General features: G+C 55.7%; 18 protein-coding genes. 14 read left to right on the top strand and 4 right to left on the bottom strand.

What is annotated here, in order from left to right; genetic code table 11:
• The first annotated feature begins 37 nt into the window (after positions 1-37).
• From nth to gyrA, 7 genes are all read left to right on the top strand, one after another.
• Positions 38-733 (top strand): endonuclease III, encoded by a 696-nt coding sequence (gene nth / locus DQG13_RS21905; protein WP_113022185.1) that lies wholly within the window; start codon positions 38-40, stop codon positions 731-733.
• 22 nt (positions 734-755) lie between these two features.
• Positions 756-1028, top strand: coding sequence for an NAD/NADP transhydrogenase alpha subunit (locus tag DQG13_RS21900; protein WP_113022183.1), 273 nt, complete (start codon positions 756-758; stop codon positions 1026-1028).
• A gap of 191 nt (positions 1029-1219) precedes the next feature.
• A complete protein-coding gene (locus tag DQG13_RS21895) occupies positions 1220-2131 on the top strand; it encodes a GDSL-type esterase/lipase family protein (RefSeq protein ID WP_181592916.1) in 912 nt (303 codons plus the stop codon).
• 5 nt (positions 2132-2136) lie between these two features.
• Entirely contained in the window at positions 2137-3099 is a 963-nt protein-coding gene (locus DQG13_RS21890) for an ABC transporter ATP-binding protein (RefSeq protein ID WP_113022179.1), read from the top strand.
• Entirely contained in the window at positions 3092-4084 is a 993-nt protein-coding gene (locus DQG13_RS21885; RefSeq protein WP_113022177.1) for an ABC transporter permease, read from the top strand. The genes DQG13_RS21890 and DQG13_RS21885 overlap by 8 nt, the downstream gene beginning before the upstream one ends.
• A gap of 161 nt (positions 4085-4245) precedes the next feature.
• Positions 4246-6222 carry a DNA topoisomerase IV subunit B gene (parE, locus tag DQG13_RS21880; RefSeq protein ID WP_113022175.1) on the top strand — a complete coding sequence of 659 codons (1977 nt, stop codon included), beginning with the start codon at positions 4246-4248 and terminating at the stop codon, positions 6220-6222.
• Positions 6223-6498: 276 nt separating this feature from the next.
• Entirely contained in the window at positions 6499-8946 is a 2448-nt protein-coding gene (gyrA, locus tag DQG13_RS21875) for a DNA gyrase subunit A (protein WP_113022174.1), read from the top strand.
• Here the strand turns inward: gyrA and DQG13_RS30950 are convergent.
• A complete protein-coding gene (locus DQG13_RS30950) occupies positions 8937-9110 on the bottom strand; it encodes a hypothetical protein (protein WP_181592921.1) in 174 nt (57 codons plus the stop codon). The two genes, gyrA and DQG13_RS30950, sit on opposite strands and share 10 nt — an antisense overlap.
• Positions 9111-9555: 445 nt before the next feature.
• Here DQG13_RS30950 and DQG13_RS21870 point away from each other — a divergent pair, with 445 nt between their 5' ends.
• Positions 9556-9963 (top strand): MarR family winged helix-turn-helix transcriptional regulator, encoded by a 408-nt coding sequence (locus DQG13_RS21870; protein ID WP_113022172.1) that lies wholly within the window; start codon positions 9556-9558, stop codon positions 9961-9963.
• 94 nt (positions 9964-10057) lie between these two features.
• Here DQG13_RS21870 and DQG13_RS21865 read toward each other — a convergent pair whose 3' ends face one another.
• The 3 genes from DQG13_RS21865 to DQG13_RS21855 are packed head-to-tail and all read right to left on the bottom strand — an operon-like array spanning position 10058 to position 11990.
• The gene (locus tag DQG13_RS21865; protein ID WP_113022170.1) at positions 10058-10396 is read right to left on the bottom strand and encodes a DsrE family protein; all 339 of its coding nucleotides are present in this window, start codon (positions 10394-10396) and stop codon (positions 10058-10060) included.
• A gap of 6 nt (positions 10397-10402) precedes the next feature.
• Positions 10403-11122, bottom strand: a complete 720-nt coding sequence (locus DQG13_RS21860; protein WP_113022168.1) for an RluA family pseudouridine synthase — start codon at positions 11120-11122, stop codon at positions 10403-10405.
• Positions 11123-11126: 4 nt separating this feature from the next.
• Positions 11127-11990, bottom strand: coding sequence for a class I SAM-dependent methyltransferase (locus DQG13_RS21855; RefSeq protein ID WP_113022166.1), 864 nt, complete (start codon positions 11988-11990; stop codon positions 11127-11129).
• Between the two features lie 264 nt (positions 11991-12254).
• Here DQG13_RS21855 and DQG13_RS21850 point away from each other — a divergent pair, with 264 nt between their 5' ends.
• From DQG13_RS21850 to glgA, 6 genes are all read left to right on the top strand, one after another.
• Positions 12255-12629 (top strand): hypothetical protein, encoded by a 375-nt coding sequence (locus tag DQG13_RS21850; RefSeq protein WP_113022164.1) that lies wholly within the window; start codon positions 12255-12257, stop codon positions 12627-12629.
• Between the two features lie 294 nt (positions 12630-12923).
• On the top strand, positions 12924-14882 hold the full coding sequence (locus DQG13_RS21845) for a stalk domain-containing protein (protein ID WP_113022162.1): 1959 nt from the start codon (positions 12924-12926) through the stop codon (positions 14880-14882).
• A 97-nt stretch (positions 14883-14979) separates the two neighbouring features.
• Entirely contained in the window at positions 14980-16890 is a 1911-nt protein-coding gene (gene glgB, locus DQG13_RS21840) for a 1,4-alpha-glucan branching protein GlgB (protein WP_113022160.1), read from the top strand.
• 3 nt (positions 16891-16893) lie between these two features.
• On the top strand, positions 16894-18027 hold the full coding sequence (locus DQG13_RS21835; protein WP_113022158.1) for a glucose-1-phosphate adenylyltransferase: 1134 nt from the start codon (positions 16894-16896) through the stop codon (positions 18025-18027).
• Positions 18028-18068: 41 nt separating this feature from the next.
• Positions 18069-19178: a glucose-1-phosphate adenylyltransferase subunit GlgD gene (gene glgD, locus DQG13_RS21830; protein ID WP_113022155.1), complete on the top strand. Its 1110-nt coding sequence runs from the start codon at positions 18069-18071 to the stop codon at positions 19176-19178.
• Between the two features lie 337 nt (positions 19179-19515).
• Positions 19516-20955, top strand: a complete 1440-nt coding sequence (glgA, locus tag DQG13_RS21825; protein WP_113022153.1) for a glycogen synthase GlgA — start codon at positions 19516-19518, stop codon at positions 20953-20955.
• Positions 20956-21507: the final 552 nt, after the last annotated feature.

Here is a 21507-nt window from a genome sequence, read left to right as displayed (position 1 = left end):
GGAAGGTACGGCAATCATCGGAGGTGAAGACCGCCGTATGAATAAAAAGCAGTTGCGTCATATTCTGGATACCATTGCTGGAATGTTTCCGGATGCCCATTGTGAGCTGAATCACTCGAATCCCTTCGAGTTGACCATTGCCGTTTTGCTCTCCGCTCAATGTACGGATGAGACGGTGAATAAAGTGACCGCAACCCTTTTTCAAAAATACCGTACGCCCGAGGATTATATTGCTGTTCCTGTCTCCGAATTGGAGCAGGACATCAGACGCATCGGCCTGTTCCGCAACAAAGCGAAGAATATTCAGAGCTTGTGCCGGATCCTGCTGGAGAATTATCATGGACAAATCCCGGAGGCGCATGAGGAGCTTGTCAAGCTGCCCGGGGTAGGCCGCAAAACGGCCAATGTTGTTGTGTCCAATGCATTCGGTGTACCTGCTATCGCAGTGGATACGCATGTGGAACGTGTGTCCAAGCGGCTGGGCATCGCCAAAGAGACCGATTCGGTCCTGGAAGTGGAGAAACGCCTGATGGAAGGCGTTCCCCGGGATGAATGGACGATGACGCATCACAGGCTGATTTTTTTCGGCCGTTACCATTGCAAGGCGCAAAATCCCGCTTGCGGCGTATGTCCGCTGCTGGATGTCTGCAAAGAAGGCAAAAAACGTATGAAAACCGGCGGAAACAGGAAATCTAAGGAAAGCAGTACCGGTTCCACCACTGTATTCACTTGAACATTTAAAGGATGGGATTACATTGAAGTGCATTGCCGTATACACCAAGAATTTTGAGCTTTTCTCCGATATCTATGAAGAAGTGCTGAACATTTCTTTTAAGGATAACGAAGAACGCGTTATTGAAGGCGTAACCGTCAGCGAAGCGGGAGAGGTGCCGGAGCATTATATCGAGCGCATGAAGGCCAAGCCCGATGTGGTAGTGATGAAGGTCAAGTCCAAGGATATTACGATTTTGCAGCACGGTGACGTGTTCGAAATCTTCATTCCCACCAAGGAAAATGTCGTTCACTAGAAGCCGTTTGCACGGCTTCTTTTTTTTTTTTTTGCGAAAATGCAGGGTGTTGCGCTTCAAAGCTTCGTGTCACTTTTGGGGGATTGTTTTTGCGCTGAATTTTCATGTATTTGCAAATTGCGGCAGGAAGACTTACTCTTACTTTATGTGAATTCATTAGACAAGCAGACGAGGAATGGGGGACTTCTGACATGAGCAATACCCGAATGCTCTGGCGGATTGCCGGAACTGCCGGGCTTCTAACCACCCTGCTGCTGATCGCAGGTCTGGTGTACGGCATCAAAACTGTGCTTGTTCCCCAAGGGGAAACACTGGAATCGGCTGTGCCGTCCGCCTCGGCAGCACCTGAGCGCCGGGACAAGCTGCAAATTCTTGCTTTGGGGGATTCGCTGACCCGTGGCGTGGGGGACGACGATGCCGAGGGTTATGTGGGCAAGGTAAAAAAACTGCTGGAGAACAAAACGGAAAAGCCTGTGTTTGTCTGGAATTATGCGGTAAGCGGGGCTGCCACAACGGAAATGCTGGCGGACATCGCCAAACCCGCCGCCCAGGATTATATCGCTCAAGCGGACATTATCCTATTTACCATTGGAGGCAATGATCTCAACCGGGTGGCGACCCAAATTGCCGGATTCACCGGAGCTTCCACTCCTGCACCTGCCGTTTCGCCTGCTGCAGGGATTGCTTCTGGAGCTCCTGCATCCGAAGGCTCCGCTTCACCGGGCACGGCCGCTCTCCCTGGGGATATATCCTTTGATTATGCCGCCTTGGCCAAGGAGTTTCCTTCCTCCATCAACCGGCTGGAGACGATTATCGACAAGCTGGCCACAGCCAATCCCAAGGCTCAAATCGTGTATGTGGGCTTGTACCATCCTTTTGCCGAATTTGATCCCGAGCGCCAGGCAGCCGAATGGATCGGGCGCTGGAACAATGCCGCTTTCGTGGCGTCCAACCGCCACTCCAACGTTACGGTGGTGCCCACCTATGACCTGTTCCAGAATTTCGGGCAGGAATTGCTTTACACCGACCATTTTCACCCCAATACGGCCGCCTATGAAGAGATTGCAGCGCGTGTGGCGCAGGTTATCAGGACAGGAGGCTGATGCGGATGAAGCCCGGAGAAACGGTGCTGTCCGTTAAAAATTTAAAGAAAAAAATCCGCAGCAAATGGATCATCAAAGGGGTTAGCTTTGACGTAGGCGCCGGAGAGGTGTTCGGATTTCTCGGTCCCAACGGGGCCGGTAAAACCACTACCATCCGGATGCTGGTGAATTTGATCCGCCCCACGGAGGGGAGCATCGAAATTTGCGGCATTCCGCTGCAGGACAGGCCCTTTGAGGCATTGCGGCAGATCGGCTGCATTGTGGAGAATCCGGAGCTGTATCCTTATCTGACAGGGTGGGAGAACCTGGAGCATTTTGCCCGGATGATCCCCGGCGTTACGGAAGCGCGTATCCGGGAGGTTGTGGTCATTGTGGGGATGGAGCAGCGGATTCGGGACAAGGTGAAAACCTACTCCCTCGGCATGCGCCAGCGTCTGGGCATTGCCCAGGCCTTGCTGGGCTCCCCCAAGCTGCTGATTTTGGATGAGCCTACCAACGGTTTGGACCCCCAGGGCATCAAGGAAATGCGGGAGTTTATCCGCAAGCTGGCTGAGGAGGGCTTAAGTGTATTTGTATCCAGCCACCTGCTCTCGGAAATCCAGCTTATGTGCGACCGGGTGGCGATTATCAGCCACGGGGAAGTGATTGCCGTAGGCGAGGTTAAGGATTTGATCGAGAAGAATATCAGTACGGTGATGTGGCATACTGCGCCGCGGGAGACTGCTTTGAAGGTAATTGGGGCATTTCCCGGTGTGCAGCTGGCGGAAGAAAGGGAGACGGTGCAGGCGGAGGAGCTCAAGGGAACGGAGGCGGAGCAGGGCATCCGCACGGAAATGGGCACCGGGGACATTCCGGCGTTATCCCGGGCGCTCCAGGACCATCAGGTATCCCTGTATGAGGTTTCCATCAAACATCCGACGCTGGAGGAGCTGTTCCTGCGTCTGACGGAGGGTGAGCGCATTGAGTAGCCTGTATCCCCTGGTTCAGAATGAAACCATCAAGCTGATCAAAAAGCGCCGCTTTCTGGTGGTTGTGCTGATCCTGCTGGTGCTGATCCCCATGTTTACCTATGCCCAATACCGGGTTTCGGCGGAGCGGGAAAAGCAGTTCGGCACCAGCAACTGGAGGATTGAAGCGGAGCAGCGGCTGAAGGATATGACCAACCGTATGTCCAGCCCGCGGATATCGGAGGATTGGAAAAAATATATGCGGGTGGAGATGACCCGTATTGAATATGCCTTGGACAAAAACGTGAACCCCAGCACCCCCAATGGAGTGACGTTTACCCGGGAGTTTATGAAAAATGCCCTGTCCTTGTTCGTCCCGCTTCTAATCGCCGTAGTGGGGGCGGATTTGGTGTCCTCGGAGCACTCCTCGGGCACCATCAAGCTGCTGTTGACCCGGCCTGTGGCCAGGTGGAAGGTGTTGACAAGCAAATTGATAGCGCTTATTATGTTTGTCTCCCTTATTGCGGTTATGATCGGGTTGGTCAGCTATGGGGTATCCGGGGCGGTTTTTGGCTTTCACGGCTGGGGAGAGCCGGTGCTGGTGGGCTATCGTGTGGTGGGAGAGGAGCTGTCCACGGCGGATGTGTACGCTGTTTCCCAGTGGAAATTTATCCTGATGGAATACGGGCTGGCCTGGTACCCGCTGGTGGTGGTCGCCTGCATCACTCTGATGGTGTCGGTCCTGGTGCGCAGCACCGCGGCGGGGATGGGGATTATGCTGGCCACTCTTATCGCCGGAACCATCCTGTCCGAGATGGCTTCCTCCTGGACCAGCGCCAAATACCTGTTTATGCTGAACCTGGGCACCATCGATTTTCTCACCGGCGACCTGCCCTCTATCCCCGGTCTGACCCTGACTTTTTCCCTGATTGTGCTGACCGTATGGGCGGTGGGCGCGCTGATCACCGCATACGCGGTGTTTACAAAGCGTGATGTTTTAAATTAAAATAAATAATTGTCGAAGCAAATCAAGAAGCGGGTACGTCTTTAGCGGAAATTTATTATGCCGATTCACGATGGGGAAGCCAGGAAGCAGCACAGTGGGCGCTTCAGGCTTGCAGCAGATGATTGGATTGCTGACTTATGAAACGAAGGTGAGGCACGCCGATGGCGGAACAAATAGAGTTGTTTGCAAATGCGGGACAAACCCAGGCAACCGGATACGATGCAGATGATATTCAGGTGTTGGAGGGCCTTGTGGCCGTCCGCAAACGCCCCGGAATGTATATCGGCAGCACCGGACCCTCGGGACTTCACCATCTGGTGTGGGAAATCGTCGATAATGCGGTGGACGAGCATCTGGCCAAATATTGCACGGATATTCAAGTGACTATACATAAGGATCATTCCGTCACAGTGAAGGACAACGGGCGGGGCGTTCCCACAGGGATGCACAAAACGGGAGTACCGACGCCGCAGGTGGTGTATACGGTTCTTCATGCCGGCGGCAAGTTTGGCGGGGCCGGCTACAAAAAATCCGGCGGCCTTCATGGTGTAGGCGCGTCGGTTACCAATGCGCTTTCCGAATGGCTGGAGGTGACCATCTGGCGGGAGGGCAAAACCCACCGGATGCGCTTCGAGTCCTGGGTGGACGGCAAGGGGAACGAGCATGTGGGCGAGCCCGTTACCGGCCTGGAGGTGCTGGGCAATACCAACCGCACCGGCACCAGCGTTACCTTTAAGCCGGATATTAAGGTGTTTCCCGGGGGCATTGCCGTCAGCTACGATACCCTGGCCGAACGCCTCCAGGAGATTGCTTTCCTCAACTCCGGATTGAACATTGTCCTGAAGGACGAGCGCAGCGGGCGGGAGGATACATTCCTGTACGAAGGCGGCGCCAGCCAGTTTGTGGAGTTTCTGAACGAGGAAAAAACGGTGCTCCACCCGGTGATCCATTTTTCCGCGGAAAAGGACGACATTGAGGTCGAGGTGGCGCTCCAATACAATGACGGCTACACCGAAACCATCGCCTCCTTCGTCAACTCCATCCCCACTCGGGGGGGCGGCACCCACGAAACGGGATTTAAGACCGCTTTCACCCGGGTGATGAACGAATATGCCCGCAAAATCGCCCTTCTCAAGGAGAAGGACAAAAACCTGGAAGGCGCCGACCTGCGGGAAGGCATGATGGCGGTCATCAATATCAAAATGGGCGAGGTTGAGTTTGTCGGCCAGACCAAGGACCAGTTGGGCAGCGCATCGGCCCGGGGAGCGGTGGATTCCGTGGTGTCTGAGAAGCTGGGAGTGTTCCTGGAGGAGAACCCGCAGATCGGCCAAGGCCTGCTGAAGAAGGCGGTTCAGGCCTCCAAAGCCCGCGAGGCGGCCCGCAAGGCCAGGGAAGAAGTGCGCAGCGGCAAAAAAGGCAAAGGCGAAAGCTCCAACCTGAACGGCAAGCTGACCCCTGCCCAGTCCAAGGATTATATCAACAATGAGCTGTTCATTGTGGAAGGCGATTCCGCCGGCGGCTCCGCCAAGCAGGGCCGGGACTCCAAGCATCAGGCGATTCTGCCCCTGAAGGGCAAGCCGATGAATCCGGAAAAAGCCAAGCTGGCGGACATCATGAAGAATGATGAATACAGAGCGATTATTTCCGCCATCGGCGCGGGGGTGGGTTCGGAGTTTGATCCGGATGAATCCAACTACGGCAAGATCATTATTATGACGGATGCGGATACCGACGGCGCGCATATCCAGGTGCTGCTGTTGACCTTCTTTTACCGGTATATGAAGCCGCTGATTGATACGGGCCGGGTGTTCATCGCCAATCCGCCGCTGTATAAAATCTCCAAGAAATCCGGCAAAAACACCATGCTGAAGTACGTCTTCTCCGACGAGGAGCTGCAGCAGGCGGCCAAGGAGCTGGGCAAGGGGTATGAGCTTCAGCGCTACAAGGGGTTGGGCGAAATGAACCCGGAGCAGCTGTGGGAGACGACCATGGACCCGGCCGGCCGGATGCTTTATCAGGTGCAGATTGAGGATGCCGCCAAGGCGGAGCGCCGGGTATCCACACTGATGGGAGACAAGGTAGAGCCGCGGAAGCGCTGGATTGTGGAAAACGTGGATTTTACCGAATTCGAGGAGTAGCCAAACTTCTAACGGAAGTCATAGACTTTATTTGGCCCCAAAATAGGGCTTGGCGATTCTAACGGAAGTAGGCGCCGCTATTTCATATGGATCAGCCTAAATGGGGCGGAAATGCTGCCATTAACGGCTCTGGCCGCCGTTAGAATTCGGGGGACGCTGTTTTTCAACAAATAGCGTCTCTCACTTCCGTTAGGATAGTCTGACTCCCGCTGATTTACATAACATATCCAGTCCAGGGACTAGGACCATGTTATTACAGAGAAAGTGGTGATACTGTTGAGTATGATGGAGCAAATTATGCCGGCCTTCCTGGAAGAGGTAGTTGGGGACCGGTTCGGCCGTTATTCCAAATATATTATTCAGGACCGGGCTATACCCGATGTGCGCGACGGATTGAAGCCCGTGCAGCGGCGGATTCTGTACGCCATGTACGATGCCGGCAACACCCCGGACAAGCCGTACCGCAAGTCGGCCAAAACCGTGGGCGATGTTATGGGCAATTTCCATCCCCATGGCGACTCCTCCATCTATGAGGGCATGGTCCGGATGGCCCAGCCTTGGAAGATGGGGCATGTGCTGGTGGACGGCCACGGCAACTGGGGCTCGATGGACGATGACCCGGCTGCGGCCATGCGGTATACGGAAGCCCGCCTGTCGGAAATTGCCATGGAGCTGCTCCGGGATATCGACAAACGGACAGTGCTGTTCAAGGACAACTTCGACAATACAGCCAAGGAACCGACAGTCCTGCCCTCCCGGTATCCGAACCTGCTGGTGAACGGGGTCAGCGGCATTTCCTCCGGCTTCGCCACGGAAATTCCTCCCCATAACCTCCGGGAGGTGATCCAGGGCGCCATCATGCTGATGGAAAAGCCGGATACCACTCTGGAAGAGCTGATGACCGTTATCCAGGGACCGGATTTCCCTACAGGCGGCATTATTATGGGCGAAGAAGGCATCAAGGAGGCGTTCCGCACCGGCAAGGGCCGCATCTATCTGCGCTCCCGCACAGCCATCGAGGATTTGCGCGGCGGCCGCCAGCAGATCATCATTACGGAGATTCCGTATCAGGTGGTGAAATCCCGTCTGGTGACTGCCATTGAAAATCTTCGCCTGGAGAAAAAGGTGGAGGGCATTGCCGAGGTCCGGGACGAAAGCGGCCGGGCCGGCCTGCGGATTGTCATCGAGCTGAAAAAAGAAGCCGATGCCCAGGGGATTCTCGCCTTTTTGCTGAAGAAAACCGATCTCCAGGTGGCCTATAACTTCAACATGGTGGCCATCGTCAATAAAACTCCCATGCAGCTGGGCGTCAAAGCCCTTCTCACGGCCTATATCGCCCACCAGAAGGAGGTTGTCACCAACCGGACCCAATATGAGCTGGAGAAGGCGGAGGACCGCGCTCACGTCCTGGAAGGGCTTGTGAAGGCTCTGAACATCCTGGACGAGGTGATCGCCACCATCAAGGCCTCCAAGAACCGCGCCGACGCCCAAAAGAATCTGGTGGAGCAATACGGGTTTACCGAGCGCCAGGCCGACGCGATTCTCACCCTGCAGCTGTACAGGCTGACCAATCTGGAAATCCATGCCCTGGAGAAGGAGCACCGCGAGCTGCAAAAGCTCATCGGCAATTTGCGCGAGATTCTTTCCAGCCCGGCCAAACTGGTGAAGGTGATCAAGGGCGAATTGACCGAGATCCGGGACAAATACGGCATCGACCGCCGTTCGGAGATTCAGGGCGAGGTAGAGGAGCTGAAGGTGAACGTGGAGGTTCTGGTAACGGCGGAGGATGTGCTGGTTACCTTGTCCAACGAGGGGTATATCAAACGGATCAGCAAGCTCAGCTTTACCCGGTCCGGCGGCGACATCGGCAGCACGGGGCTGAAGGCGGGGGACTATCTGAAGGCTCTCCTGGAAGTCAATACGGTGGAGAAGCTGTTGATTTTTACCAAGAAGGGCCAGTATTACATGCTGCCTGTCCATCAGATTCCCGAATTCAAATGGAAGGACAACGGCACCGCTCTGGTCAATGTCATTCCCATTCCCAAGGATGACCAGCCGGTCAGCGTTATTCCGCTGAAGAGCTTCCAGGACCCGGACAAGTCCCTGGTTTTCGTCACCAAACGGGGCCAGGTGAAGCGTACGGAGCTGAAGGAGTACGAGACCACCCGTACCAACGGGATTGTGGCCTGCAAGGTGGCGGACGGCGACGAGGTGCTGAAGGTGGAGCTGTCCGACAACAGCCGGGAGCTGGTGCTGGTCAGCAAGCTTGGCATGAGCATCCGCTTCCAGGAGTCGGAAGTGAACCCCATGGGCAGGGCCGCCGGAGGCGTCAGAGGGCTTCAGCTGCGCGACGAGGATGAGGTTGTAGCGGCGGAGTGGGTCCGTGGCGAGGAAGGCGAAATTCTGGTAGTCAGCGATCTTGGTTATGTCAAACGTTCTTTTGTCTTCGATTATCCTCTGCAGGGACGGGGCGGAAAGGGCGTCATTACCTTTGAATTCAAGGAGGGCAAGCGGGTGCGTCCCAACGGTTCGTCGCTTGTTGCCGGTTTTGCGGTGAAAACGCCCTTTGCTCTAATAGCCGTAAACAGCAATGATGACCGTTATGTGTTCACCACCGAGGAGACGCCCATCGAGGATCGGAAATCCGTAGGCATCAGCCTGATTCCCGTCGTGAAGGGCACGCAGGTCGCCTCCGTTATCCGCCTGCCGGTGCTTCAGTCGTAGGTGGCGCAAGGCGGGTCCAGCTTTTCCAATAATAGCAAGGCAACTTCGAGCACCGCCCACACGGGCATGGGCTCGTCTTTTTTGTTCAGCCAGCCGGGATCGTGGATCAAACCTTCGGCCAGCGCGCGCTTAATAATCTCCGTTTTCCATTGCTCCAGCTCCATAGGGGTCCCTCCGTTATCGCAAGATAAGTGGAACATGCCTTCCGACAAAACCAGGCGAATGTCCCGTCATTTCAATAAAGCATATGTTGAAAAACTGCGCTTGGTTCCTGAAGGCGTCGATTCATGAGATAAATTATTTACGCCATTAACCTTTATTCCGCAAATCGGGGATGGTATAATCAGGATATATCACTCTAGGAGTCTGTCCGACGAAAGAGAAAAGTGAATCAATATTCATATGGAATGAGTGGGAGGGAAAGAGTGACTTGAGGGCGAGTTTTTTTGGCGGCTTTGGCCCTTAAACCTTCAATTCAAATCAAGGCCGACAAAAACTGTTTGAGCATCCAAGGCACTGCTTTCCCGGTAAGGAATGAAATTCGATGAATATTGATTTACTTAAGAAACACCGTCGGACAGACTCCCAGGCAGAAAATGAGGGGAAATCATGTACGCACAGGAATTTGGCAAGTTATGGTCCAAAATGTCCCGGGATTTGAAGACGCATATGGAGACGGAGCTGGCTCCCGCCCTGACGGAGGGGCAGTTGGCCGTGCTGGAGCTTTTGGTGCCGGAGACCAGGATGAAGCCGTCGGATTTTTTGCCCCATCTGTCCACTACCCCGGCGGCTGTCACCACCCTGCTGGACCGGATGGAGAAGGCGGGGCTGATTGAACGGGTCAGGGATGAGAAGGACCGGAGAATCGTATGGGTAACGGCTACGGCCAAAGGGGAGGCGGAATGTATCAGAGGAGTGGAGGCGCGCAAGCAATTCCTCGACTCGTACCTGAACCGGATCTCCTCGCATAATCAGCAGCTGCTGGTCTATCTGTTGGGCAAGGTGGCGAATTTGTAAGCCATGCGGGCAATAGGGAGGCAAGATAAAAAAAGGGAAAAGGAACTGCTCTGGGGCGGCAGCCATTTCCCTTTTTTCGCTGTGCTTTTTGGCGTCAGACCAAAGAAAATACCTCATGCTGCGCGGAAAGCTCGATAAAGCGTTTCATCGAGGAAATCTCCCCGGCATACAGCTTGTCGCCGATTCCGTAATAATCCACGCAGGTTTTGCAGGCCAGCACGGGAACTCCCTTGTCCTGAATCTCCTTCAGGTGCAGCGCGATCACCGAAGCTTCCGTCAGGTTCAGCACGCCACGGTGCATGCAGAAGATGGCGGCCGGGGGCTCTTGCTCCTGCTTCAGCAAGGTGAAGAAGGTTTCCAGCAGAGTTTGTCCCAGTGCGTCGTCGCCCGATCCCCAATGATCCGTATTCAGCAAAATCAGCTTGTTTCGCATAATGGCTCATCCTCCATAAGGTAATAGATGTTCCTCCGCCCATAAGGACCAGGGATACTCCCCGGGCGGCCGGGAGGAGAAGGCCATCCGCTCCCGCAGGGTAGGGTGCTCGAAAGCCACACACACCGACCACAGCGCCAGCTGCTGGCCGGGCCGGTTCACCTTGGCTCCATACTTCTGGTCGCCGTACAGGGGACAGCCGCTCTCCGCCATCTGGACGCGGATCTGGTGGGAGCGCCCCGTGTGCAGGACAATGGATACCAGCGACAAACCCTCCGCAGCTTGCAGCACCTCATAATCCAGCACCGCCTCCTTGGCGTCGGGATGGGACTCGGCGGCCACCGCCTTCACCGTATTGGTGCGGCTGTCCTTCAACAAATAGTGCCGCAGGGTTCCCTTAGGCTGCGGCATGCTGCCGTGGACCACGGCCAAATACCGTTTGCCGAAGGCCCGGGTCCGCACGGCATCCGAAAGCCGGGAGGCGGCCTTGGAGGTTTTGGCGAACACCATGGCCCCTCCCACGGGGCGGTCCAGCCGGTGGACCAGGCCCAGGAATACATTGCCCGGCTTCCCGTGGCGCAGCTTCAGATCCTCCTTCAGGGCGGTGAGCAGGTCCGGATCGCCTGACTCGTCCGCCTGGGTGGGCATGTTCACCGGCTTTACGGCCACGAGCAGATGATTGTCCTCATAAAGGACGGGAATCTCCCGTCTGCGCTCCTCAGGCATGGGTTTAGGACTCCCAGCGGCCGAGAATGCCGCAGGGCAGCGCCAGGGAGCTGGCGGTAATCGGCAGGCCGATTTCGCCGCTGGAGATAGCGCCTCCGTACTTGCGGCCCATGGCCATGGTGAGGATATTGGTCAGCACCGTCGCCGAAATCCCTGTGGTATACGAGTTGATCAGGAAGAACAGCGGCTTCTCCGTGAGAATGGCCGAACATGAATCCACGAAGCGGTACAGGTCATTCTCCAGCTTCCACATCTCGCCGTTGGGCCCGCGGCCGTAGGAGGGCGGGTCCATGATGATGGCGTCGTAGGTATTGCCGCGGCGCTGCTCCCGCTGGACGAACTTGAACACATCGTCCGTGATGAACCGGACAGGCTTATCCCCCAGGCCGGAGTGGTGCAGGTTCTCCTTGGCCCAGGTGACCATGCCCTTGGCCGCATCCACATGGCACACTTCAGCGCCTGCGCTGGCGCAGGCTACTGTGGCGCCGCCGGTATAGGCGAACAGGTTCAGCACCTTGACGGGCCGCCCCGCGTTCCTGATTTTGTCCATCATCCACTTCCAGTTTACCTGCTGCTCGGGAAACAATCCCGTGTGCTTGAAGCTGGTGGGTTTGATGATGAATTTCAGGTCCCCGTATGATACGGACCAGCGTTCGGGAAGCTTCACCTTTTCCTCCCATTGTCCGCCTCCGCTTGAGCTGCGGTGGTAATGGGCATGGGCGTCCTTCCACAGCCCGGTTTCATTTAACAGCGGCCAGATAATCTGCGGATCGGGCCGGCGCAGAATATATCCGCCCCAACGCTCCAGCTTTTCGCCTCCGCCCGTATCCAGAAGCTCATAATCTTTCCATTCGTCGGCTAAATACATCGTGAATCTCCTTTTAAAGAGGTGTCTTTTCCGGATTACAATACTTCATCATGCAATATACGGTTGAATCATGTCAAATCTAACGCTCCTTGTCAAGATATTGCCATACCTAACCCTGTTAATCATCGACATTATTGTGAACGCCCTTACATGAATGTTGCCGCATTCATTATACTTAAGATCAGACTCCATGCGAATTGTCTCTTCCTGGAAAGATAACATGGCAAGGAATCTCCGATGCATGTCTCTAGGAGTGTGGACCATTTGTTTAAAATGACGTTGAATCAGAATGACGGGATTCTGCTCATTTCCTATTCCGGTTATTTTACCGTGTACGAGGCCAAGCTGTTCCAGCGGGAGCTGGAGCTGCGCTTGAGCAGAATTGAACCGAAGGAGTACGCACTGGTTGTCGAGGTGCAGGAAATCCGGCTTTCCACGCAAGAACTGGCGCCTATGTTCGAGGAGATCAAACAAACCTATCTGAGCGCTCCCTTCCGGTCCATTTATTCGGTGGAGTGCCAGACACAGGCAGCGGCCAAAATAAAGCGCAAGGGCCAAGACCGGCCCAACTGGACGCCGGTCCGGACGGTGGATGAGGCGCTGCGGCTGGTCAAAAGCGGAAGAGGTGCGGAAGCGTGAGGGAGAGCGGGCGGATCGGACAGAAAAAGCGCACGGCTGGTGAATGAGATGCGGACAGGAATTTCCCTGGGCCGCATCTTTTTTTGCGAGAATGCAGCGTATTGCGCCATTTTCATTCGGGGGCTCCCCCAAAAGTATCCGGATTCCGCTTCGGAGCTTCTCGTCACTTTTGGGGAATTGTTTTTGCTTAACAGACGGGATACCCCTTACAATAATATAAAGTGGAATTATGGGTACTTAAGTCCCAAAGGATTGCATATTATCGATTGTTCACCATATATGGGAGGGTAATACATGGAGAACCGGATCAGCTCGGATGTCAAAATCAAGCGGATAGCGCGTGCCGCACTGGTTGCCGCATGTCTTGCGGCTTCGGCGGGTTCGGGAACCCCGGCCGTCTACGCCGAGGATTTCTGGGCGCTGGAGCGCCAGGCCCGCCAGGACGAGCAGAAGGGCGATCTCCAGGCCGCCGTCCCCAAGTGGAAGCTCCTGCTCACGCATTATATGGCGGAGGGAAATCCCGTAAATGCGGCCCTATACGCCAAAAATCTGGGCCAATATTATGACGGGCAGAAGCAGTACGAAACCGCCATTTATTATTATGAGCTGGAGAATGAAAATTGGTTGAAGGCCGGTTATGACTGGGGAGCCCAGGATTTGTTCCGGGCGGAGGAAATCCGCAGCACACTGGAGCTGTATGTGCAGACGGAGGATGAGCCGGCGCTGGCGGCTGCAAGCGGCGGAAACGGCGGAGGGCTGGCCAAGTTTGAGCCGGTATACGGCACTTATTTGGGCATGTACTCCGAATTGGACCCGCAGATGGGCAACCAATATGCCCGCTCGGAGCAATTTTATAATAAGAAGCACGCCATCTACCTGGCTTATACCCAATGGGGCAAACCTTTCCCCAGACAGTATGCGGTCAATGCCAAAGCGGCGGGAGCGGCGCTGCAAATCGCTTTTGAACCCGGCAACGGTCTGGATGAGGTGAAGGACGGGGACTATATCCGCCAGTGGGCGGCTGGGGCCAAGGCAACCGGTCTCCCCATTTTTCTCCGCTTCGCCTGCGAGATGAACGGCAATTGGGTTCCCTGGCATGGCGACCCGGCCCAATACATTGAAAAATTCAAGCTCGTCCATGACATCATGGAGCAGGAGGCGCCTAACGTAGCCATGGTGTGGAGCCCCGGCGACGTGCCCATTAATACCATGTCCGCCTATTATCCCGGGGATGACGCAGTAGACTGGGTGGGCGTCAGCATGTACAGCATCCCCTACGAAAACGGCGATCCGTCCAAGCCCCAGCCGGGGTTGGGGCCTGTGGACAGGCTGGAGGAGCTGTACCGGCTGTATGCGGACAGGAAGCCCGTCATGATCAGCGAAACGGCGGTTACTCATACTACGGTCACAGACGGGAAGAGCTGGACAGATTGGGGCGTTATGAACCTGGAGCGGCTTTACGAGGTGATGACCAAGCAGTATCCGCGGCTGAAGGCCATTACTTACTTTAACCGGGGCGCTGCCCAGCCCGGTGTCACCGACAATTTCCTGCTCCGGGACAACAGCGCCATGATGGAGGCCTATAAGCGGCTCATCGGAAGCTCCCATTTCCTGACCAAGGTGGAGAACGGGGCCAAGCCGTCTAAGGCGGGAGGTTATGTCAAGGCGCAGGGAAGCGCCGCCTTCAGCGGCCGGACCGTGGTTTATCCGTACATCAAGCTTCCCGATGTCTACAACGGCAAGGTGGAATACCGGCTGAACGGCATGCTTCTCAAAACGGAGCTGCCGCCTTATAAGGGTGTGGAGCTGGAAGCGGGAGGCATTGTGCCCGGTTCAGTCCTGGAGGTAAAAGCCTTCAACCAGGCGGGAACGCCTGCCGTCACCCGCCAGCTGGTTCTGGAGCCGCGGACAAGTGTGACGGTGAACGGCCGGAGCCTTGCCTTTGAGCAGCCGCCGGTGAATTGGCAGGGGAATGTGCTGGTGCCGATGCGCGCCGTTTTTGAGGCAGTGGGGGCGCAGGTCGGCTGGAATCAGGCCGCCCTGACGGCAACGGGCCGGAAGGGGGAGACAACGGCCAGCGTAACCATCGACAGCCTCACAGCCATGCAAAACGGCAGGGAGTACCAACTGGAGGCGGCTCCCCGCCTGATTAACGGCTATACCATGGTGCCGGTGCGGTTTATTGCCGAAGCCTTCGGCGCCAAGGTGGAGTGGGACGGAGCCCACGCGGCAGTGCGGATCACGACGCCATAAATTCGAAAAATTCATCCTTTTTTTACGAAGCCCAAAGAAGGAAAAAGTATTTGCGGTCTAGAAAGGGTAAGAAGGTAGAGAGGAGTTGATCCCAGGCTTGCCAAACCGTATTCCGACTGCTCATGATCTGCATTTGTTTCACGAAGGAAATTTGCACCACAGCTATCGCATGCTGGGTGCGCATCCGGCCGAGGAAGACGGAGAGCCGGGCGTGCGCTTTACCGTATGGGCGCCCCATGCCAGGAAAGTGGGGGTCAGCGGCGGCTTCAACGGCTGGAAGGCTGAGGGGCACCGGATGGAGCAGCTTGTTGACTCCGGCGGGATATGGACCCTTTTTATTCCCGGAATCGACGAGGGGACAGTCTACAAATACGAGATAACCGGCCCCAGCGGAAGACGCTTTCTCAAAAGCGATCCGTATGCGTTTTTTTCCGAGCTGCGGCCCCGGACCGCTTCCATTGTCAAGAGCCTGGAAGGCTTCCGCTGGAGCGATGCGCGCTGGCGCAGGAAGCAGGTGAAGGAGCCCGCTTTTGCCAAACCCCTGAATATTTATGAGGTGCATCTGGGGTCATGGAAATATATTGAAAACGAAGTGTTTTATACCTACGAGGGGTATGCGCAGGAGCTGGTCCAATATGTGAAGGAGATGGGGTATACCCATATTGAGCTGCTTCCCGTAATTGAGCATCCCTTCGACCGTTCCTGGGGCTATCAGGCCACCGGCTATTACAGCGCTACCAGCCGCTACGGGCGGCCAGAGCAACTGATGTATTTCGTCAACCACTGCCATGAGAACGGCATCGGCGTTTTGCTGGATTGGGTGCCCGGGCATTTCTGCAAGGATGACCACGGGCTGCGGCTGTTCGACGGCACTCCCCTGTTTGAGCATCCCGATCCGAATATTGCGGAGAAGCGGGGCTGGGGCACGCTGAGCTTTGATTTCAGCAAGCCGGAGGTGGTGAGCTTCCTCATCTCCAACGCCATCTTCTGGATGGACGTGTACCATGTGGACGGGCTTAGGGTGGATGCGGTGGCCAGCATGATCGATCTGGCGTTTGACCGGGATAAGGCCTCTGCTCCCCGGAATGTGTACGGAGGCTACGAGAATCTGGATGCCCTGGGTTTCCTGAAGCGCCTGAACAAGGCGGTGTTCCAGTATTTCCCCGGCGCCTTAATGGTGGCCGAGGATTCCTCGGACTGGCCTTTGGTGACTGCTCCCGTCCATGCGGGAGGGCTTGGCTTTAATTATAAATGGAACATGGGCTGGATGAATGATGTGCTGCGCTACATGCAGCTGGACCCGCAGGAACGCAGGCACCGGCACAATCTGATGACCTTTTCCATGATGTACGCCTACGCCGAGAATTATGTGCTTCCCTTTTCCCACGACGAGGTGGTCCATGGCAAAAAGTCGCTGCTCAATAAAATGCCCGGCAGCTATGAGGAGAAGTTCGCCAATCTTCGTGTGCTGTATGCCTATATGACCGCCCATCCCGGCAAGAAGCTGCTGTTTATGGGAAGTGAATTCGGGCAGTTTGACGAATGGAAGGATATGGAGGATCTGGACTGGGAGCTGGTGGGTTATCCCATGCACGGCAAAACTCGACATTATGTCCGGAGCCTGAACGCCATATACATGAAAGAAAAGGCCTTGTGGCAGCAGGATCACAGTCCCGGCGGCTTCCAGTGGATTGATGCGGACAATGCGGAGCAAAGCGTCCTGTCCTTCGTCCGGTGGAGCAAATCGGGAGACGAACTGATCCTGGCCGTACTGAATTTCCGGGAGTACGGGTATCCCGAATACCGCATCGGGGTTCCCGCCGCCGGCAGCTACCGGGAGCTGTTGAATTCCGATGACGGCGAATTTGGCGGCAGCGGAATGAAGACGCGCTCCAGGCTTACCGCGGAGCCCGTGCCGTTTCATGGGCAGCCGTTTAGCATCCGCATTACGCTTCCGCCGTTTTCCGCTTTGTTCTTCAAGCATACAACCAAGAGAAAGGGGAAATGATGTATGCCGCAGAAGGAATGTGTAGCAATGCTTCTGGCCGGAGGGGAAGGCCGGAGACTGGGGGCTTTGACCAAGAATTTGGCAAAGCCGGCCGTCCATTTTGGCGGGAAGTACAGAATCATCGATTTCACCTTGAGCAACTGCACCAATTCCGGCATAGACGCAGTGGGGGTGCTGACCCAGTATCAGCCCCTGGTGCTGAATTCCTACCTGGGCATCGGAACACCGTGGGATCTGGACCGCAAGGGCGGCGGCGTCACCGTGCTGCCTCCCTTCATGAAGTCCAAGGGCGGCGACTGGTATAAGGGAACGGCCAACGCCATATACCAGAATATTGGTTTTATCGAGCAATACGCGCCGGAATATGTACTGGTCATCTCAGGCGACCACATCTACAAGATGGACTACGACCTGATGCTCCAGTACCACAAGGAAAAGAATGCGGACGCTACGATTGCCGTTATCGAGGTCAAGTGGGAGGAGGCCAGCCGCTTCGGCATCATGAAGGCGGATGAGGACTTCCGGATCACCGAGTTTGAGGAAAAGCCCAAAGCGCCCAAGAGCAATCTGGCCTCCATGGGTGTCTACATCTTCACTTGGCCGGTCCTGAAGAAATATCTGATGGCCGATGCGGAGAACTCCTCCTCCAGCAATGACTTCGGCAAGGATGTAATTCCGGGCATGCTGAACGCCGGGGAAAAGCTGATGGCCTACCCGTTCCAGGGTTATTGGAAGGATGTGGGCACTGTGGAGAGTCTCTGGGAAGCCAGCATGGATCTCCTGGAGGAGGAGCCGGGCTTGAACCTGAATGACCGGAGCTGGAGAATCTATTCCCTGAATCCCAACCAGCCCGCCCAGTACATTGCCCCAACCGCTTCCGTCAAAAATTCCATCCTGAACGAGGGCTGCTCCGTAGCGGGCACGGTGGACCACTCCGTTCTCTTCTACGGCGTCCGGGTCGGGCAAGGTACGGTAATCCGGGATTCCGTCATTATGCCCGGTGTCAAGATCGGGGAGAACTGCGTGATCGACCGGGCCATTATCGGGGAAGCCACCATCGTGGCGGACGGCTCCGTCATCGGCGCTCCGGACAGCAAGGAGATTACTTTGATCGGCAGCCACGAAATCATTGCATAAGCCCTTTTCGCCCTGATCCCACACGAAAGGAAGCTGGCCTCATGAAAAATGTGCTTGGTGTTGTGAACTTGGTGAACGAGCCCGATAATCTGGAGGAGCTGACCTACAAGCGCTCCATGGCCTCGGTTCCTTTTGGAGCGCGCTACCGTCTGATCGATTTTGTCATGTCCAGCATGGTGAACTCCGGCATGGTGAATGTGGCGGTTTTCGCCCATACCAAATACCGCTCCCTGATGGACCACCTGGGCTCCGGCAAGGAGTGGGATTTGAACCGCAAGCGGGGCGGTTTGTTTATCCTGCCGCCGGCTGTGGACGAGATCCGCGAGATTGTGAAGGGCGACCTTTACCATTTCTACGCCCACCGGGATTATTTCTACCGCAGCACCCAGGATTATGTGCTGATTACCCGCAGCCATATGGTCTGCAACATTGACTTTACGGAGGTTTATGAGCACCACCGGCTGTCCGGCGCCGATATTACCATGATTTACAAGGATATGGAGGAGGATGATTTCTCCCATTCGCGGCGGATTCTCCTCAATCCTCTGGGACAGGTGAAGGATATCCAGGACCATACCGGCCGGCTCAAAAGCGGCAAGGTCTCCATGGAGATGTTCCTCATGAAGAAGGATCTGCTGCTGGATCTGGTGGAAACCTCCCTGGCCCAGGGTTATGACCATCTGGTGCGGGATGCGGTGATGAAAAATGCGGACCGCCTGAAGATCAACGCCTTCCCCTATCAGGGGTATCTGGGCGTGATCAATACCATCCAGGCCTACTACCATCACAGCATGAATCTCTTGAATCCCTCCATCTGGAAGGACCTGTTCTCCCGCCCGGGCCTGATCTACACCAAGATCAAGGACGAACCCCCGGCCAAATACACCCAGCACTCCAATGTGAAAAACGCCATGATCGCCAACGGCTGCGTCATTGAGGGCGAGGTGGAGAACTGCATTCTCTTCCGGGGTGTGAAGGTGCGCAAAGGGGCTGTGCTCCGCAACTGCATTGTGCTGCAGAACTGCGACATCCAGGAGAATGTGAGCGTGGAGAACGCCATTCTGGATAAAGACGTGATGATCAACAGCGGCCGCGTATTGAAGGGCGCCGTCACCGCTCCTTTTGTGGCCTCCAAGAAAAAAGTGATTTAGGGAGCCTGTTCGACGAAAGGGAAAGGTGAATAAATATTCATAGTGGAATGAGTGGGAGGGAAAGGAGTGACTTGAGGGCGAGTTTTTTGGCGGCTTTGACACCTTAAACATATGATCCAATCAAGGCCGACAAAACGTGTTTGAGCATCCAAGGCACTCCTTTCCCGGTAAGGAATGAAACCCAATGAATATTTATTCGCCTAAAACACTCCATCGGACAGACTCCTGGGAGGAGTTTGCCTGCAGCCCCGCCATTAGGCCGGCGTCGGTGGCGGGGCATTCAATTGCAATCCGAATCTTCCCCCTGTTGCCAGGGGACTGGAGGGACATTACACGCATGAACATTCTATTCGCCGCTTCTGAAGCCGTTCCATTCGTCAAATCGGGAGGGCTGGCCGATGTTATCGGTTCGCTTCCCGCATCCCTCCGGCATCATCACGTGGACGTGCGAATTATTCTGCCCAAGTATGCGGACATCCCCCAGCACTTCCGGGACCAAATGGAAACCGCCAGCACCTTCAGCGTCTATCTGGGCTGGCGCAACCAATATTGCGGCATTCAGCAGCTGGAGGTAAACGGAATCCATTATTATTTTGTGGACAATGAATTCTACTTCAGGCGGAACGGCCTTTATGGTTACGACGATGATGCGGAACGGTTCGTTTACTTCAGCCGCGCTGTGCTGGAGGCCTTGCCGCATCTGGATTTCAAGCCGGATATTATCCATTGCCATGACTGGCAAACGGGACTGATTCCCTATCTGCTTCGCCGCAACTATTCCGCCCATCCGTTCTATGCATCCATCAAAACGGTGTTTACCATTCATAATCTGCGCTACCAGGGCAGATACAACCGGAAGCTGATGCAGGACCTGCTGGGGATCGATGACGGCATGTTTGCCGAAGGAAACGGAATCGAGTATTACGGTGACGGCAACTGCATGAAGGCCGGACTGACCCACGCGGACAAGGTGACAACGGTAAGCAAAACCTATGCCGAGGAAATCAAAACCGCTTTTTTCGGCGAAGGCATGGAGGGTGTGCTGCAGGAGCGGAGCCACCACGGCGGGCTTGTGGGGATATTGAACGGGCTGGACAACGAGCAGTTTGATCCCATGAACGATCCCAATCTGGCGGAGCCTTACCGCAACTCTCTGGCCAAAAAGCGCCGCAATAAATCCGCTCTGCAGGCAGAGCTGGGGCTGACTGTGGATGAGCGGATTCCCATGATCGGGCTGGTTTCCCGCCTGGTGGACCAGAAGGGGCTGGATCTGATTCAGGCGGTGATGGACGAAATTGTGGCGCTGCCCTTGCAGCTGGTGGTGCTGGGCACGGGAGAAGGGCGGTTCGAGCATCTGTTCAAGGACAAGGCCTATTGGCATTCGGACAAGGTGTCCGCCAATATCACCTTCAGCGACGGCCTGTCCCGGAAAATTTACGCCGCCTCGGACATGTTCCTGATGCCGTCCTTGTTCGAGCCTTGCGGATTGGGGCAGTTGATCGCTTTCCGCTACCGCTCCGTGCCGATTGTGCGGGAAACCGGCGGGCTGAAGGATACGGTGATCCCCTTCAACGCGGCTACCGGGGAAGGCACCGGGTTTACCTTCTATGAGTACAATGCCCATGAGATGCTGTTTGCCATCAAGCGGGCTTTGGAAGCTTATAAGGATGAAGCGGCATGGACTGCCATCATCAAAAATATCAGCAAAACGGATTTTGGCTGGGAGCAATCCGCCAAGCAGTATGTGGCGCTGTACAAGCAAGTGCTGGGTGTGTGAGCGGCAGACAGGCTAGAGGCGGCGCCGTGGCGGCAGGCCATATGCCTGGGGGCTGCGGCGCAGTTGGAGGCAATGGGAGGGGATGCGGAGAAATTCCGTTGTCCCTGACCGTTGCCTTATTTTGGTTTTGCAAAAGGCCAGATGGGGGGAGCGTTCCGGCCTGTACGGCGCGGCAGGTGCGGCGCGAAATAACGAAACCAGGGTCCGTGAAATGAGGCGCATGATAGGGGGAGGCTGGAGGGGGCCAATGGGAGGTCAGAAGTCAGAAGGCGGTCGGAGGAAGGCGCCAAAGGGAGGTCAGAAGGAGGTCAGAAGGTGGTCGTAGGAAGAGCGATGAAGGATCACACAGCAGGGGGGAACGCCTCTGTCCATGCAATGACGAAACTCAGCGCACTTAGAACGCTTGCGGACGCAGGAAATGGCTTACGCATGCAGTAGCGGAACTGAGCGGCGCTTAAAGGCGGAAAATGGGCTGTGCCAGTTGTTAGTTATAATGAACGAAACCGACATCCAGTTTGCTTCAACGTAGGTTAATTTGGAAATAATGGGAAT

Origin of the sequence: Paenibacillus sp. YN15 (genome assembly GCF_003285005.1) — a bacterium.
Lineage (GTDB): Bacteria > Bacillota > Bacilli > Paenibacillales > NBRC-103111 > Paenibacillus_AR.
Note: the sequence above shows the minus strand (reverse complement) of the source record. Positions and strands in the feature narration are given on the sequence as shown.